This is a genomic window from Bacteroides sp. 2_2_4 (assembly GCF_000157055.1).
Lineage (GTDB): Bacteria > Bacteroidota > Bacteroidia > Bacteroidales > Bacteroidaceae > Bacteroides > Bacteroides ovatus.
The window spans coordinates 1-16137 of the sequence record NZ_EQ973370.1; the positions used below are offsets into that span (position 1 = coordinate 1).

Here is a 16137-nt window from a genome sequence, read left to right on the forward strand (position 1 = left end):
AGCTCCGGCGATCCGGATACCTCGAAAACGGCGGCGAGCTGGTTTGGTGCATGTATCTTTTTAATCGTGGCTGCCACTATTCTTCGTTCATTCTTTCTCTAAGAACCGGATTCACCTATATATAATAATGTATATGAATTATGAACTGAACAAGGGAATCGGCGAGAGTGCGGAGTTCAAGGGACTCAAGGCTCAATATCTTTTTATTTTCGTCGGTGGGCTGCTGGCTCTGTTCGTGCTGTTTGTCATTCTTTATATGGCCGGCGTGAACCAGTGGTTCTGCATTGCTTTCGGCGTAATATCCGCATCCGTATTGGTCCGGCTGACTTTCCATCTGAACGGCAAGTTCGGGGAACACGGACTGATGAAGCTGCTGGCCAGGAAACAGCACCCCCGCTACCTGATCAACAGGATCAGTCCCCGGAAACTATTCACGATTAAAAAGAAGAACGTATGCGTAACACACTAAAGGCTGCCACATTGGAAAGCAAGTTTCCGCTTCTCGCCGTCGAAGCGGACTGTATCATCTCCAAAGATGCGGACATCACCGCCGTCTTTGAGGTGGATCTGCCCGAACTCTTCACGGTGACGGCAGCTGAATACGAGGCTATCCATGCGGCATGGGCAAAGGCAATCAAGGTATTGCCCAATTATACGGTGGTACATAAGCAGGATTGGTTTATCCGGGAGGATTACCGCAGCCAGACGGACAAGGAGAATCTAAGTTTCCTTTCCCGAAGCTACGAGATGCACTTCAACGAGCGTCCTTTCTTGAACCATAAATGCTATCTGTACCTGACCAAAACGACGAAAGAGCGCATGAGGATGCAGAGCAGCTTCTCTTCGCTGTGCAGGGGATTCATCATCCCCAAGGAGGTGGACAAGGATACCACCGCCCATTTTCTGGATACGGTGGGACAATTCGCCCGTATCGTAAACGATACAGGGCTGGTACACCTAAGACGGCTCGTCGGTGATGAGATTACCGGCACGGAGAATAAGGCCGGACTGGTGGAGAAATATTTCTGTCTGTCAATGGAAAATACCACTGCACTGGAAGACATCGAACTCGGAGATGACGGCCTGCGTGTCGGTGACAAGCACGTTTCGGTACATACGCTCTCGGAACTGGATGCGTTGCCCAGCAAGGTGGGTACGGACTGCCGGTATGAAAGACTGTCAACGGACAAAAGCGACTGCAAGCTGTCATTCGCCAGTCCGGTAGGACTGTTGCTCTCGTGCAATCACCTGTACAACCAGTATATCTTTCTGGATGACAGCGGCGAGAACCTGCAACGTTTTGAGAAGAACGCACGCAACATGCAGTCGCTCTCGAAGTACTCACGGAGTAACCAGATTAACAAAGAGTGGATCGATCTGTACCTGAATGACGCACATTCGTTCGGGCTTACCTCGGTGCGTGCCCATTGCAACATCATCGCATGGACGGACAATCCTATGGAGGTGAAGAATATGCGTAATGACGTGGGCAGCCAGATCGCTATGATGGAATGCAAGCCACGCCATAATACGGTGGACGCCGCCACGCTGTACTGGGCGGCGATGCCGGGGAACGGCGCTGACTTTCCGGCAGAGGAGAGCTTCTACACGTTCATCGAACAGGCTCTCTGCTTCTGGGTGGAAGAAACGAACTACCGCAGCTCCGTTTCACCTTTCGGACTGAAGATGTCAGACCGTATCAGCGGAAAACCGCTGCACGTGGACATCTCCGACCTGCCGATGAAACGTGGCGTAACCACCAACCGCAACAAATTCGTATTGGGCGGTTCGGGAAGCGGCAAGTCATTCTTTATGAATCATTTGGCGAGGCAATATTATGAACAGGGCACGCACGTGGTATTGATCGACACGGGAAACAGTTACCAGGGGCTTTGCTCGCTGATACACCAGAAGAGCGGTGGAAAGGACGGTATCTATTTCACTTATACGGACGAAAACCCGATAGCGTTCAACCCTTTTTTCACGGATGATAAAGTTTTCGATATTGAGAAGCGTGAGAGTATCAAGACACTAATCCTCACACTCTGGAAAAAGGACAATGAACCGGCGACACGTTCGGAAGAAGTGGCTCTGTCCAATGCGGTGTCCCTGTATATCAGGCGCATCAAGGAGGATGAAAGCATCGTTCCCTCGTTCAACAGCTTCTACGAGTTCGTGAAAACGGACTACCGGAGGATACTGGAAGAGAAAGAAGTCCGGGAAAAGGATTTCGACCTTGCGGGGTTCCTGAACGTGCTGGAGCCTTATTACCGTGGTGGAGAATATGATTTTCTGCTTAACTCCGACAAGCAGCTTGACTTGCTCGGTAAGCGGTTTATCGTCTTCGAAATTGATCAGATCAAAGATCACCCCATTCTTTTTCCGGTGACGACTATTATTATTATGGAGCTGTTTATCAACAAGATGCGTCGTCTGAAAGGGGTACGCAAGATGATCATCATAGAGGAAGCGTGGAAGGCCATTGCCAAAGAAGGGATGGCGGACTATATCCGCTACCTGTTCAAGACTGTCCGCAAATTTTACGGAGAGGCGGTTGTTGTGACGCAGGAAGTCGATGACATCATTTCCTCTCCTATCGTGAAGGGGTCCATAGTGAACAACAGCGACTGCAAGATTTTGCTTGACCAGAGGAAGTATCTTAACAAGTTCTCGCAGATACAGTCCCTGCTGGGTCTGACGGACAAGGAAAAGGCGCAGATCCTGTCGGTGAATATGTCTAATGATCCGAGACGCAAATACAAGGAGGTCTGGTTTGGGTTGGGGGGTGTGCAGTCAACAGTGTACGCCACGGAGGTATCACTCGAAGAATACCTTTGCTATTCGACCGAAGAGAGCGAGAAGGTGGAACTGGAAGGGCTCACAAAGGAACTGGGCGGCAATATCGAACTGGCTATCCGAAGGCTTGCGGAAAAGAAACGGAATCAAAACAATGAAATACCGTAAGTGCTTATGGAGTATGAAACCTTGTTTCCGCTCTACTGGATATGCGGGGAGTGGAAAAGCAGCCGCAAGTCGCCGCCCGTCACCGTATTCCGTGATGGTGGTACATACAAGATTGCCCTGACCTACCACCTTGATGCGGTGGTGGTCGGCACGATCCACCAAAGCGGCGGCATCATCTGGGCAGACCTGCTGGGAAGGGTGCAGCTCGCTTATGACCGGGAGGAAGACCGTCTTGTGCTGGCTACCGAAGGGATATATGTACGTGCGGATGATTCATAAGAAAAAGGAGAACTCCGGTTCTCCTGTAAATGGAAAGAAAACTATCCGATTTATTTAACGTTAAAATTTTAAAAGACATGAAACGAATAATGGCTGTCTGTCTGGCCGGGCTGCTTTGTCCGACTATGGCGGTAAAGGCGCAATGGGTAACGTTCGATCCCTCGAACCTTGCACAAAGCATCGTGAATACGACCCGTAACGTGGTGCAGACCACGACGACGGCAGAAAATATGGTGAAGAATTTTCAGGAAACAGTCAAGATCTACGAACAGGGGAAGCGTTATTACGACGCTTTGAAAGCGGTCAACAATCTGGTGAAAGATGCCCGTAAGGTGCAGCAGACCGTTCTCTTGGTCGGTGAAATATCGGACATCTATGTAAACTCTTTCCAGAAAATGCTGACGGACGGGAACTATACGCCGGACGAGCTTTCGGCAATCGCCTCCGGATATGCGAAGATGCTGGAAGAAAGCAGTGGTATGCTGAACGAGATGAAGATCGTTGTGACCTCCACCGGCCTTTCCATGACGGACAAGGAGCGCATGGACGTGATAGACCGTGTGTACCGTGACGTGAGGAACCAACGCAATCTGGTCAGGTATTACACGAACCGGAACATCGGTATCTCTTACCTGCGTGCGAAAAAGAAGAATGATACCCAAAGGGTGCTGGACTTGTACGGAACGGACAATCAAAAATACTGGTGACATGACAGGCGAGGAAACTTTCGGCAACCTTCACGAAGTGTTGCGTAACCTTTATGACGAGATGATGCCGCTCTGTTCGGACATCACGGGTGTGGCTACCGGAGTGGCTGCGCTGGGTGCGCTGTTCTATGTGGCCTCACGGGTGTGGCAGGCTCTTTCGAGAGCCGAGCCGATTGACATTTATCCGCTCTTCAGACCTTTTTGTCTGGGGGTGTGCATCATGTTTTTCCCCACATTCGTTCTGGGGACTATCAACGGTATCATGAGTCCGGTGGTCACCGGCTGCCACAGTATCATGGAAGGCCAGACACTGAACATACGGGAGTATTCCGAGAAGCGGCAGAAACTGGAATACGAGGCGATGACGAGAAATCCGGAAACGGCGTATCTGGTCGATAACGAGGAATATGAACGCCAGATCAAAGATCTGGGATGGTCGCCTTCGGATTTGAAGGCCATGGCGGGCATGGCGGCGGAACGCCTCAAATACCAGGCCAGGCAGAGCGTGAGCAATTTCTTCCGCAGCTTTCTGGAACTGCTGTTCCAGTCGGTTTCGCTGGTACTGGACACGCTGAGAACCTTCTTCCTGATCGTATTGAGCATTCTGGGACCTCTGTCATTCGCCATATCGGTGTACGACGGCTTCCACAATACGATGATCCAATGGATTTGCCAGTATATCAGCATCTATCTGTGGCTGCCCATATCCGACCTGTTCAGCTCCGTGCTGGCAAGGATTCAGGTGCTGATGATCGAGAAGGACATCGCTGCACTGAGCGATCCCGCCTATGTGCCCGACGTGAACAATTCCGCTTACATCATCTTCATGCTGATAGCCATTGTGGGCTATTTCACCATTCCGACAGTATCCACATGGGTGATTCAGGCATCGGGAGCCGGCAATTACGGCAAGCAGGTCAACTCGTGGTCACTAAAGGGCGGACGTGCTGCTGCCGCCATCACCGGTGCTTCCATCGGGCATATAGCCGGCAAGTTAAGAGGAAGATGAACCAACGTAAATATTAGAGATGTATGGAATTTAAAAGTTTAAAGAATATAGAAACGAGCTTCCGGCAAATTCGCACGATGGGGATCGTGTTCGTTTCGCTCTGTGCTCTGGTTACCGGCTATGCTCTCTGGAGCTCCTACCGGTTCGCCGAACGGCAGAGGGAGAAAATCTATGTGCTGGACAATGGGAAGTCCCTGATACTTGCTCTTTCCCAAGACCTTTCGCAGAACAGGCCGGTGGAGGCGAAAGAACATATCCGGCGTTTCCACGAGCTGTTTTTCACCTTGTCGCCCGACAAGGCGGCTATCGAGTCAAATATCCGCCGGGCGTTGTTCCTGTGCGACGAGAGTGCGTTCCGCTACTACAAGGACTGGGAGGAAAAGGGGTATTACAACCGTATAATCTCGGCCAATATCAACCAGAGCATCCGGGTGGACAGCGTGGCGTGCGACTTCAACAGCTACCCGTATGTGGTGACAACTTACGCACGGCAGTCGCTCGTCAGGTCGAGCAACATCACGGAACGGAGCCTTGTAACCCGTTGCCGGCTGTTGAACTCGGTCAGGTCGGACAATAACCCGCACGGCTTCACGATGGAGCAGTTCAATATCGTGGAGAACCGGGATTTGAGAACCGTTGAACGATAACTTAAAAAAAGAGAGGAAATGAACCGATTGAAAAAATGGATCAGGTACGTGCCTGACAGGATAGACGACGGACTCCGCTATCTGTGCGGACGGATGTCGCCCGATGTACGGCTCGTCTGCGTGGTGGCCATGCTCACCGGCTTCGGCTGTCTGTCGATATACATGACGGTATCTTCGATATACCGCATCGGCAGGCATGAGGGGGAGCAGTTGCAAATGGAGCATATCAGGCGGATGGAACTGTACAGGGGGATAAACAAGGATAGTATAAACATTAAAAATCAGGTGGATTATGGAGAACCTAAAAAATCAGGAACGGCAACCGGCGAACGCTGCAACGTCTGAAAAAGCGGAAGAGAAAGGGCAAACGCCGAAACAGGGGAAGAAAGAGGCCAGACCTCTGACTCCGGAAGAGATGCTCAAACGAAAGAAGATGCTCGTGTATCCGTTGTTCTTTCTCGTGTTTCTGGGAGCGATGTGGCTGATATTCGCTCCTTCTGACAGCGACGAGCCATTAAGGGAGGGATTCAACGTGGATGTCCCGATGCCGGAGGACAAGGGGCTGCCGTCGGATAAAAAGACCGCCTACGAACAAAGTGCCTTTGAAAAGAAACAAAAGGAGAAAATGAACACGCTCCAGGATCTGGCGGTATCGCTGGAACAGGAAGAGCCGGTGGCAGACGAGGTATTCCTGACGGAAGAGGACACGGACAACGGCAGTCCGTCTATCCGTTCCTCCGCCAATGCCTATCAGGACATCAACCGGCAGTTGGGCAGTTTTTATGAAACACGGCCTGCGGAAGATGACCAGAAAACGCTGGAACTGGAATGGCGTATTCAGGAGCTGGAGCGTCAGGCGGAGGAAGAGCGCAAGGCCAGAGAAAACGGTGAGGAACAACTGCGGCTGATGGAGAAGTCCTACGAGATGGCGGCAAGATACATGCCGGGCGGTGGTGAAACCAAACAGGTCGCCGTGTCCTCCTCTACGGGTAAAATGCCGGTCTGCCCGGTTACGCAGGTAGCGGAACGGGTGGTCAGCCTGCTGGCCGCACCCTTGTCCGATGAAGAGTTCGCCAGACAGTACGGTAAGCCCAGAAACATGGGTTTCCACACGGTGGGGACAGTCCGGAGCCGTACGGAAAGGAACGGTATCCGTGCCTGCGTGTACAGGACGGTAACGGTTTCGGGCAGCGACGGTCAGGAGGTGGGACTCCGCCTGCTGGAGCCGGTGCAGGCCGGAGAGTTGTACATACCCGCCAACACGATACTGACCGGCACGGCGAAAATCAGCGGTGAACGCATGGAAATCACCGTTTCCTCGGTCGCCTTTCAGGGAACAATCCTGCCGGTGGAGCTGGACGCTTATGACACGAGGGGCATGAAGGGCATTGAGGTCAGGGGATCGCAGGAGCTTACCGCCGTCAAGGAGATGGCGGCCAACATGGGTTCGGCAATGGGAAGCAGCATCAATATCTCCGCCAATGCCGGTGCACAGCTGGCTGCGGACTTGGGCAAAGGGGTGATACAGGGCGCATCGCAATACCTTTCCACAAAGTTCAGGAGTGCCAAGGCGACTTTGAAGGCGGATTACGAGCTATTGCTCGTGTCAAGACAATAAACGGTTAAAATCAATTTATTAATCAAGAAAAAACAACAAGCATGAAAAAAGTAATTTTAATGATGGCTTTTGCCATTGGTATGACCGGTGCGTATGCACAAAAGACCGTGAAAGTGGAAAAGACGGGAAATGACACGGAAGAAACGGCGGATTCCGGAGAAACGGGAACCACGCCGCTGCCGGATAAGGAGGACGCAAGGCGCAGCCCGTCCACCGGTGATTTGTTTGACGGGCTGACACGTCCGGTGACATTCGACCGGATGGTTCCTCCATACGCCTTGGAGGTGACATTTAATAAAACTGTACACCTTATCTTCCCGGCTGCTATCAAGTATGTGGATCTGGGATCGGCTGACATTCTTGCCGGCAAAGCGGACGGTTCGGAGAACGTGCTTCGGGTGAAAGCGGCGTTGAGGGACTTCTCCCGTGAAACGAATCTGGCGGTGATCACGGATGACGGCAGCTATTATACATTCAACGTGAAGTATGCGGACGAGCCGGCCAAGCTGAATATCGAGATGAAAGACTTCATCCATGATGGCGAGGCGGTGAACCGGCCGAACAACTCGCAGGAAATCTACCTTACGGAACTCGGCAGCGAGTCCCCGCTGCTGGTACGGCTGATCATGAAGTCCGTCTATGACAACAACAAACGTCTGGTGAAGCATATCGGCTGCAAGCGCTTCGGTATCCAGTATATCCTGAAAGGGATTTATACGCACAACGGTCTGCTTTATTTCCATATGGAACTGAAAAACGCTTCCAACGTGCCATTCTCCGTTGACTTTGTCACTTTTAAGGTGGTGGATAAAAAGGTTGCAAAACGTACCGCCATTCAGGAACAGGTTATCGTGCCGCTTCGTGCCTTCAACTATGTGACGGCGGTTGACGGAAAGAGCAAGGAACGGACGGTATTTACCCTGCCCAAATTCACCCTTCCGGATGACAAGCAGCTGGTTGTCGAGATGAACGAACAGAACGGGGGAAGGCATCAGCGGTTTATTCTGACCAACGCCGAGCTGATCCGTGCCAGAGTCATTAACGAGCTGAAGGTGAAATAGTATGAAAAGGGTCTCTGTTATTATATGTATACTTTTGTGCTTTGTCCTGACGGACAAGGCACATGCCCAACGTTGCCTGCCCGGTACAAAAGGGCTGCGTATTACCGCCGGCATGACGGACGGCTTTCACACTGCGGACAAACGTAACGAGCTGGGTTACCATTTCGGGATGGGAATGGACAGATATGTGAACGGCTGCCATAAGTGGGTATTCGGTGGCGAGTATCTCCAGAAGTATTATCCATACAAGGACATACGTGTCCCGGTTTCCCAATTCACTGCGGAAGGCGGCTATTATTATAATTTCCTTTCGGATGCCAACAAGGTGTTTCTCTGCTATGCCGGCGGTTCGGTGTTGGCGGGATATGAAACCGTGAATTGGGGCACAGGCATGCTGTTCGATGGTTCACGCCTGTGTGTCGGGGATGCATTTGTCTATGGCGGTGCGGTATCGCTGGAGATAGAAACCTACCTTGCCAACCAGGTGGTATTGCTGTTCCATGCACGTGAGCGTTGCCTCTGGGGAAATGACAGCGGACACTTTCATTTCCAGTTCGGGGTGGGATTGAAAATTATTTTGAATTGATAAAACAATAATAGAATGAAAAAGATGATTGAAAGCATGATTATAGCAGGTTGTATGCTGGTAGCCTTGTTATATATGACCGCCTGTTCTGACAAATTGGACGTTCAGCAGATGTATGAGTTTGATCTGGCGACCTTGCCGGTGCAGACGACAATCGTAAAGGGCGAGGAAGCGGAAATCCGTTGTCAACTTGTAAGAAGCGGCGAGTATCAGGACACCAAATACTTCATCAGGTACTTCCAACCGACAGGCAAAGGGGAGCTTCGCATGGAGAACGGTACGGTTTTGTTGCCGAACGACCTGTATCCGTTACCGGAAGAAACATTCAGGCTCTATTACAGGTCATTTGGCACAGACCAGCAGAAAATAGACATTTACATTCTCGATTCCTTCGGTCAGGTTGTGCAAAAGTCTTTTGCCTTTAATAATGAAGCGGAAGATGAAAAGGAGGATACCGAATGATTTATGCCGGATATACCCCGAAAAAAAAGCAGCGATAACGCTGAGTAGAGAAACTGAATGAAAATCTAATAAGATAGCTCCCCTTACCGGTTTCCATTCCGGTAAGGGGAGCTTGTTCCTGTATTATTTCTTGTCCTCTTTCTTTTTAAGCCACTCGTTGTATTGTCGCCTGCACTCTTCCAATGTGGGCTTCACACAGGAGAAAAGTTCGTTGTCTGCCGTATCCCTATAATCATAGTGATAGAACGTGCGCCTTTTCCGTCCTACGGTCATTTGGAATTTTTCATATTTCTCACCCGTCTTGCAGGTTGAAACTCCGTTCTCGTTCATTTTTGTTGCCATAACTTATGATTTTATAGTTCGTGAATATTAAAACAGACTTAACTGTCGGGGCTGTGTGTATTTCCGCTTGATTTCCAACAGTTTTCCTTTCAGACTGCGGATAACCTTTGGGTTGTAATTGCTTCTGTCGGAAACAGACCAACGTTCCGCTTTATTGTATTGTTGCTCCAACAGGCGGATTCCTTGTCGGATAGCTTCCTTATAATCTCTGACAGGTTCATCCCAAACGGACGGGTGGCTACCGCCTCCGGCTGTGCCGGTACACCAGTCGATGGCTACCGCATACGTCCCGTCAACGGATTGCCCGATATGGATCGTGTTGAAGGTGTCTAACTTGATTTCCTCTATTATCGGCAACATGCCATTTATCCAACCGTGTTCGTTGAACTGCTTGCCGACATAACCGAAAATCATCCCTCTTTCATACGTGCGTACATTGAGTATGATATGTCGTACACTCTTGCCAAAACTCTCGAAATAAGCGATTTGTTCCGTGTCATTACGGCGTACTGCCAACAAGTAACGGAGGACTGCACTACGCTCTACCCTGCAAGGGTTGTACTCTACAATCTCCTGCAATTTCTCTTCTCGTGTCATTTGGGATATTGGTTTCATATCATTTATGTATTAGAGGGTTAAAATGTTGCAATGAATAATCGGCTTTGGATGAACTGCATGCTTCCTTTGGAAATGCGCTGGTTGCACCAGAAATGGTGTGAGCCGTAGCCGTAGGTGAAAAACTCGTCCAGTTCGGTCGTTTCCCGAAGTTTGTCAATGGATTGGCGGAGTTCCTCTTCTGTCCGGCAAAAGAGAAGGGTGTTTACCAGTCGGATAAGAAGTGCAGGGATTTTTTCATCCCATGCACAAATTGTGGTTTCAAACGTTACGTTCATATTTTTCTGATTTATTCATTAGACAGTCATTTTCAAAATCTCTCTCCAGTATATCGGCTCCACCTCACTGAGAAGGAAATCGATAAAATCTTTTCTCGCTTCTTTGCACAATTCCTGGTAAAGCTCTCCAAAGGTGGTGATGTTGCCGTTCAGGTAGGTTTCCACCATGTACTCGAAAATGTTGCTTACCTCGTAATATCTGCACTGCTGTGCGACAGTCCTGCTGTATCGTTTCATAAGGCTTTATTTATAAAGATTTATAATGATTCTGTTCATTATCCGTGCTTTTCCTACGGTATAATAAGTACCGCCATAGGGCTGCTTGTCCCAATAGGCTAAAACAATCTCGGAGTTGTCAATCAGGTAGTCGTTCCTGTGGTGGAAGCAGCCTTTGCGGTAATCTTCTCGGAGAATGACCGTTTCATCGGCAGTTTTCATTATCCGGTCGTATAAGGACTTGTTCTCCGGCCGGTATCTGTTTGACTGCCGGCTGAACGGCACAACGGCAATGAGTCGAATGTCCGTGTATTCCGCTTTAAGGGCAGTTACCGCTTGGGCTGCAAGCAAATCGAAGCCTTCCGCCATTCCGCTTAGAAAGTAGCGATAGCCCAGACTATACAACCTTCTTACTTGCGAAACTATATCCAGATAAAGATGCAGCATACCGACTTGGAGGATACGCTCTGAACGGTGTCCGGTGAACGCTACTGATTTTGTAATATCCATTGTCATAACTGTATGTGTTAAAGAATTAATAACCAAATGATAATCCCGACTACGACTGCAAAGGAGAGAATGGAAACCAGACACCCCCATGCGGAGCGGATCACGTCCGTTATCAGTTCTTTTGCGAGCCATAAACCGATAAACCACGCTAAAAGACTGCCACCGTACAGACTCCAACAGCAGCCTGAAAGAAGGAGCCGAACTAACCAGCCAAACAATTTATGCAGAGGCAGATTGAGTCTGTTCTTATTTCCTTTATGTATTTCTCTTGCTGTTTTCATAATCACGACATTTTTTTTATGCATTGACGAGTTGAGCTGACTTATTTCATGTGCGTCAAAAGGTCGGGTTTAGGAAAAACAAGGTTTTGGGTAAAAATACCTCGTGCCATTATGGCGCAGGGAAGATTTTTTTCAAAACCGGAACGGCTTGACCTTGTTTTTCCGTTAAGAACCCGAAGTACCTTTGCACTTGAATAAGTTAGTTTAATTCGTTCCTTTGCTTTAAATGTGGAGTGATGGCTACTGAAAACAGTGAGAGAAATACCCCGAAGGAAGTTAGCCTTAAACTTTGCTTAAAATTGTTGTGTTATAAATCCCTTATACATAAAGCGATGATTAATACGAAAAAAATTCTACCTTTGTGTTAGCGCTGCAAATAGCATCGTGTAATGTGTTCGTTTACCGTAGTCCAGAAATCGCCAATTTCAAAAATACAGAGGTAAATGAACCGGGTAGGTTATATACTTTGACGTAACCTGTCGGTTCACTCTGTATTGAGCGTTTGGCGATGCTTTGGACTTGTGACTGGCAGCGTTACGTCAATTTAATATAATAACGTTATTGTTATGGATTTACAATCGACTCCCCTGAAAGGAGTAGTCCGGTCTTCAGAAGATGGGCTTTTCTATCTGTTTCCCATTCAGAGTCTATCTACATTGCAAGAGATGAAAGGGCATTTGACCTGTGCGATAGATGTCTTGAGCAATCCGGATGAAAGTGATGTGGAAAAGCGTTTGGACGCAGTTCGGACATTGAACAGCCTTGTGGCTGCATTGAGTGTTAATGACGGTGATCACTATGATGTGATAGATACTGCCTTTGAGGAGATCAGAGAGTAAAAAAACAGAGCGATATAATAAAAGCCTTCCTATTTCAAAACCGGAAAAAAGAAAGGTGTTGTACTGTCCAATGTGTGATTCATCGCGCTTGTTTGTACAACACTTTTCTGTGGTTTTGTATGGATGAAAGATTGTTCCGGTTCCGGAAGAATGGGAACGTTCTTTCTACTGATAATAATGTGGCTTTTATTCCGTTATTGGGGTTGGGGTTTGAAATGTAAGAACTTCATCTGTTCCGTTATTAATCTGTTCCTGTTCACGCTCTTTACGCCGTATTTCTTTTTCCTTCTTTTTGGTTTTAGTCTTTATTTCCTGTTCTTTAAGGATTTGCTTTAGGGGCTTTACTACATCAGGACGTTCCTTTTTGAAACGTTTATAGAAGATCTCTTCTATAAATTCCGGTAAGGGGGGCTTTCCACGGTTCTTGTCGGTGGTTGTCTATCTTGCCGAGTTTATCGGGATTGAGTCCAAGTTCACGGGCCATTTGTACATGGGTGTCCGATAGCCGGTGTCTCTTTTGGGCGGCTATCCATTTTTCGATTTGGGATTTCTTGATTGTCATATTACTTTTGATTTTCAGACTTTATTGTTTTACCTAAAAACAAACCGGTAACGGATTTTGCACCGAGTTGTATCAGTTTTCGTTTCATTTGCGTGAAGTTCTCGCCGGAAGAGATAATGTCATCTATTAAAAATACGTCCCGGCCTTTAAAATAATCGGGGTGAAAGATCAAGTTGGATAACTTGTCTTGTCCGTGAGTTCCTTTCATCTGCTCACGGTCTTCTTTTATCCATGTGGCACGAAATCCGTCCACGACTTTAAGCCGACGTGAGAGAAGGCTGCAAAAACGGGCGAAGCGGGTGATGTTCCGTTCACGGGTTGCCGCTGGTATGGGGATCAGTACGGCGTTGGCGGCTTTCTCCTTAAAGAACGGCATCCGGGCGATACAAAGCGAGAAGATCTTGGCGACAAGGGCTGCTTGTCGTCCTTCTTTAAATCTAAATACCAGATTGCTCGTCTTTCTGTCAGATACCGATATGTCCTTGCATCTGGTCGGGTAATAATCGTGGATATAGAAACACAAGGCTCCGTCGATACGCATCTTGCCTTTGAAATGGGTATTGTATGGGAAGAACTGGCGCACGAAATCGCTCTCGAAAGTAAAGTGGAGTATATCACGCCAAAGGGTGAGCGTGGTTTCATCCTGTACCCGATAGAGTTCTCCGTTGATACTTTCTTTATCCGATAAACCAATGCCGATTATCAGGTGGTCATTGAAAGTGTCTTTTGATACAATATACCAATCAAAAGATTGGCAGATGCTCACGATGTCACAGTTATTGGTGCAAAGGAAGTAGAAGGTATTGTCAGACCTCTGGATAATCAGAAACTCGCCGGACATTTCGGAAAGGCGAAAATAGTTGCTGATATGGGCTTCCTCCACCTCGCTGAAGGATACGGATATGGTGAGGTTTTCTATCATGACATTGTTATTTGGCGTAAAGATAGAAATTTGGGGAGAAAAAGAGGCCTTGCCCGTTGGATTTTCGGGTAAGGCTCGCTATTTACAGGTTTCTATGCTCGTTAGTTATAAGAAATGGTAGTCCGGTTGCTGTCGGGATGGAAAACAACAAGGACTTCGGGCTTTTTCTCTTGCAGGCGTTTGTACTCGCACAGGGAGTTGAGTACCCACTCACGAAACAGCTTCGTGCAATAGGTGTTGATGCGGAAGCTGAGAAATATGATCGCTTCCAGATTATAATAGGTAACAATGCTTTTGTCCTGTTTCTCGGTTATGGTCACGTCGCCGTCGTAAAGCAGGCGGGATTTGAGGATGGAGCGCACATTGGCGTCTATTGTCTGAACGAACACTCCGAACAGACGGGCAAGTTCGTGCTTGGTCATCCATACGTTGCCGTTCTCTATCTTTACACTGACGATGGGTTGTTCATCCTTGTTTTCCAAACCGGTGATGGTGATGTATCCTCTATTTTCCATAAGGCGTTGTTTTTTAAATGGTGTGACAATATAATGATTTGTTTATTCATACAGCGTTTTGCGTCGTACCTTTTTGCATATTTTTTAGTTTTCGATCCAGCATATTCATGTCATGGCTCAACTTTCTATCCACCACACGGGCATAAATCTGTGTGGTCTGAATGTTGGTGTGTCCGAGCATCTTGGATACGCTTTCAATGGGAACGCCTTTGGTAAGGCAGATTTCCGTGGCGAACGAATGCCGGGCGAGATGGTAGGTGATCCGTTTGTTGATTTGGCAAATTGCGGCTATCTCCGCCAAATATTCATTCATCTTCTGGTTACTGATTACCGGAAGCAATCTTCCATCTTTCAACTTGCCCTCGTATTTGGCGAGAATATCTAACGGTATTTGCAGTAGGGGAATGAATGATTCCACGCCGGTTTTACCCCTGTCTTTCATAATCCACTTCTTGCCGTCCACCCCGATCTTTATGTCCTCGCTTGAAAGCGTATAGATGTCACAGTAGGGCAAACCGGTATAACAGCTAAAGATGAAAGCGTCACGCACGTGTTCCAACCGCTTTGATTTGAACTCCTTATAATAGATCGTGTCAATTTCCTCCTGCGTGAGATACCCTCTGTCGGTCTTGTCAAAATTGAACCTGAAATTCCCGAAGGGATCAATGAAGCTCAATCCGCTTTTCTGGGCAAACAACAGTATCGTATGGAAACGTTGTACAAATTTCATGGCGGTATTGTTGCTTACCTCACATTCCTGACGCAAATAAAGGTAGAAGTTCTCGATGTGGGTGACGGTGATTTCCTTCACGGGAATGTCCGACAACTTGTATTCCTTTTGCAAGAACTCTATCATCCGCTGCTTGGTCAGTTCGTAGCGGGAATAGGTCTTTTGCGTGGCAGTCTTGCCGACCTTCTTTGCATACTGTTCATTGTGCTGGGTGAAGTAACTGATGAGTGTTTTCTCCTTTTCCTCCAATCCCAGGAATGCGTTCCTGATTTTTTCCGGCAGTGCGTAACCGTCCACGTTCATCATGCGTGTGTAGTGCATGGTGATGGCCGAACGTATCTCGTCCAGTGTCTTGTTAAGTGAGGATACCCTGAGGTTTTCTTTCTTGTCCGCACTCTGTTTGTTGATGACGGCTCTTCCCGTTTTCGTGTCCCAGTTATCGGGGTGTATATCCAACTTGCTGCTGAATTGCACCTGATCACCGTCCACCGTGATACGTACCATTATTACTACATGACCGTTTTTCTTCGGTTCGTTCTTCTTTAAATAGAAGAGTGTCTTGAATGTCGATTTCATACCGTAACTCCTTTCTTGTTGCAAAGTTAATTTGTTCATTCCGTAACGGCTATGACTTTCGACTGCCAATATTCGACAAATGAGCGACTTACCTATAAATTCGTTACGGTTTTTATCGTAACGGAAAACCGTAACGAATTAGTAACGATTCATCTTCACAGGGTGGCTTTTTGAGGTCCTTTTTCTGTCGTAGGCAGGTAAGAAAAAAGCCCCTTAAACCATTGGTTTAAAGAGCTTTGTCTTAGATTGTCGGAGTATTTTCATTTCTCCTATGTGATCCGCCTGGGGCTCGAACCCAGGACCCCAACATTAAAAGTGTTGTGCTCTACCTGCTGAGCTAGCGAATCAATCCTTATTTGCGAATCAGTTATTTCCTGATTGCGGGTGCAAAGGTAGTTACTTTTATTTAATTTGCAAG

Annotated in this window: 22 protein-coding genes, 1 tRNA gene and 1 pseudogene; 13 read left to right on the forward strand and 11 right to left on the reverse strand. The window is 48.0% G+C overall.

Going from position 1 to position 16137, the window contains the following annotated elements; all coding sequences use genetic code 11:
- The 12 genes from BSCG_RS0127985 to BSCG_RS03815 all read left to right on the forward strand — a co-directional run.
- Nucleotides 1-102, forward strand: a 102-nt coding sequence (locus BSCG_RS0127985) for a DUF4134 family protein (RefSeq protein WP_004315125.1), incomplete at its 5' end; no start/stop codon positions are given.
- A 31-nt stretch (nt 103-133) separates the two neighbouring features.
- Entirely contained in the window at nt 134-469 is a 336-nt protein-coding gene (locus BSCG_RS03865; protein ID WP_007485389.1) for a DUF4133 domain-containing protein, read from the forward strand.
- A complete protein-coding gene (locus BSCG_RS03860) occupies nt 454-2964 on the forward strand; it encodes a TraG family conjugative transposon ATPase (RefSeq protein WP_008777205.1) in 2511 nt (836 codons plus the stop codon). The genes BSCG_RS03865 and BSCG_RS03860 overlap by 16 nt, the downstream gene beginning before the upstream one ends.
- A gap of 6 nt (nt 2965-2970) precedes the next feature.
- The gene (locus BSCG_RS03855) at nt 2971-3243 is read left to right on the forward strand and encodes a DUF3876 domain-containing protein (protein ID WP_005800204.1); all 273 of its coding nucleotides are present in this window, start codon (nt 2971-2973) and stop codon (nt 3241-3243) included.
- A 77-nt stretch (nt 3244-3320) separates the two neighbouring features.
- The gene (locus tag BSCG_RS03850) at nt 3321-3950 is read left to right on the forward strand and encodes a DUF4141 domain-containing protein (protein WP_007485401.1); all 630 of its coding nucleotides are present in this window, start codon (nt 3321-3323) and stop codon (nt 3948-3950) included.
- 1 nt (nt 3951) lies between these two features.
- Complete coding sequence (gene traJ, locus BSCG_RS03845) at nt 3952-4959, forward strand: conjugative transposon protein TraJ (RefSeq protein ID WP_008777206.1); 1008 nt, start codon at nt 3952-3954, stop codon at nt 4957-4959.
- A gap of 23 nt (nt 4960-4982) precedes the next feature.
- A complete protein-coding gene (gene traK, locus BSCG_RS03840) occupies nt 4983-5606 on the forward strand; it encodes a conjugative transposon protein TraK (protein ID WP_005776802.1) in 624 nt (207 codons plus the stop codon).
- An 18-nt stretch (nt 5607-5624) separates the two neighbouring features.
- Nucleotides 5625-5951 (forward strand): TraL conjugative transposon family protein, encoded by a 327-nt coding sequence (locus BSCG_RS03835; RefSeq protein ID WP_032845477.1) that lies wholly within the window; start codon nt 5625-5627, stop codon nt 5949-5951.
- The gene (gene traM / locus BSCG_RS03830) at nt 5899-7224 is read left to right on the forward strand and encodes a conjugative transposon protein TraM (protein ID WP_008777208.1); all 1326 of its coding nucleotides are present in this window, start codon (nt 5899-5901) and stop codon (nt 7222-7224) included. The genes BSCG_RS03835 and traM overlap by 53 nt, the downstream gene beginning before the upstream one ends.
- 41 nt (nt 7225-7265) lie before the next feature.
- Nucleotides 7266-8285 (forward strand): conjugative transposon protein TraN, encoded by a 1020-nt coding sequence (gene traN / locus BSCG_RS03825; protein WP_008777209.1) that lies wholly within the window; start codon nt 7266-7268, stop codon nt 8283-8285.
- Nucleotide 8286: 1 nt separating this feature from the next.
- Entirely contained in the window at nt 8287-8871 is a 585-nt protein-coding gene (locus BSCG_RS03820) for a conjugal transfer protein TraO (RefSeq protein WP_008777210.1), read from the forward strand.
- Between the two features lie 15 nt (nt 8872-8886).
- Nucleotides 8887-9333 (forward strand): DUF3872 domain-containing protein, encoded by a 447-nt coding sequence (locus BSCG_RS03815; RefSeq protein WP_005800192.1) that lies wholly within the window; start codon nt 8887-8889, stop codon nt 9331-9333.
- Between the two features lie 123 nt (nt 9334-9456).
- Here BSCG_RS03815 and BSCG_RS03810 read toward each other — a convergent pair whose 3' ends face one another.
- Genes BSCG_RS03810 through BSCG_RS03785 form a run of 6 tightly spaced genes read right to left on the reverse strand, consistent with a single transcriptional unit; the run spans nt 9457 to nt 11575 of the window.
- Complete coding sequence (locus BSCG_RS03810) at nt 9457-9675, reverse strand: DUF3873 family protein (RefSeq protein ID WP_008777211.1); 219 nt, start codon at nt 9673-9675, stop codon at nt 9457-9459.
- A gap of 27 nt (nt 9676-9702) precedes the next feature.
- Nucleotides 9703-10290, reverse strand: a complete 588-nt coding sequence (locus tag BSCG_RS03805) for a hypothetical protein (RefSeq protein WP_005800188.1) — start codon at nt 10288-10290, stop codon at nt 9703-9705.
- Between the two features lie 20 nt (nt 10291-10310).
- On the reverse strand, nt 10311-10568 hold the full coding sequence (locus tag BSCG_RS03800) for a hypothetical protein (RefSeq protein WP_005800187.1): 258 nt from the start codon (nt 10566-10568) through the stop codon (nt 10311-10313).
- An 18-nt stretch (nt 10569-10586) separates the two neighbouring features.
- The gene (locus BSCG_RS03795) at nt 10587-10805 is read right to left on the reverse strand and encodes a hypothetical protein (protein WP_005776813.1); all 219 of its coding nucleotides are present in this window, start codon (nt 10803-10805) and stop codon (nt 10587-10589) included.
- 6 nt (nt 10806-10811) lie between these two features.
- Nucleotides 10812-11300, reverse strand: a complete 489-nt coding sequence (locus tag BSCG_RS03790; RefSeq protein WP_005800185.1) for an SLOG family protein — start codon at nt 11298-11300, stop codon at nt 10812-10814.
- Between the two features lie 11 nt (nt 11301-11311).
- Nucleotides 11312-11575, reverse strand: coding sequence for a hypothetical protein (locus BSCG_RS03785; RefSeq protein WP_005800183.1), 264 nt, complete (start codon nt 11573-11575; stop codon nt 11312-11314).
- Between the two features lie 566 nt (nt 11576-12141).
- Between BSCG_RS03785 and BSCG_RS03780 the strand changes: the two genes are divergently transcribed.
- Nucleotides 12142-12414, forward strand: coding sequence for a hypothetical protein (locus BSCG_RS03780; RefSeq protein ID WP_007485427.1), 273 nt, complete (start codon nt 12142-12144; stop codon nt 12412-12414).
- A 186-nt stretch (nt 12415-12600) separates the two neighbouring features.
- Here BSCG_RS03780 and BSCG_RS0127990 read toward each other — a convergent pair.
- From BSCG_RS0127990 to BSCG_RS03760, 5 genes and pseudogenes are all read right to left on the reverse strand, one after another.
- A pseudogene (locus BSCG_RS0127990) lies at nt 12601-12976 on the reverse strand (hypothetical protein).
- A gap of 1 nt (nt 12977) precedes the next feature.
- Nucleotides 12978-13898, reverse strand: a complete 921-nt coding sequence (locus tag BSCG_RS03775) for a ribonucleotide-diphosphate reductase subunit beta (RefSeq protein ID WP_008777217.1) — start codon at nt 13896-13898, stop codon at nt 12978-12980.
- 101 nt (nt 13899-13999) lie between these two features.
- Nucleotides 14000-14413 carry a hypothetical protein gene (locus BSCG_RS03770; protein WP_005776822.1) on the reverse strand — a complete coding sequence of 138 codons (414 nt, stop codon included), beginning with the start codon at nt 14411-14413 and terminating at the stop codon, nt 14000-14002.
- A gap of 46 nt (nt 14414-14459) precedes the next feature.
- Nucleotides 14460-15719 carry a site-specific integrase gene (locus BSCG_RS03765; protein ID WP_005776823.1) on the reverse strand — a complete coding sequence of 420 codons (1260 nt, stop codon included), beginning with the start codon at nt 15717-15719 and terminating at the stop codon, nt 14460-14462.
- 274 nt (nt 15720-15993) lie between these two features.
- Nucleotides 15994-16066: transfer RNA gene (locus BSCG_RS03760), tRNA-Lys, on the reverse strand.
- Nucleotides 16067-16137 lie beyond the last annotated feature (71 nt).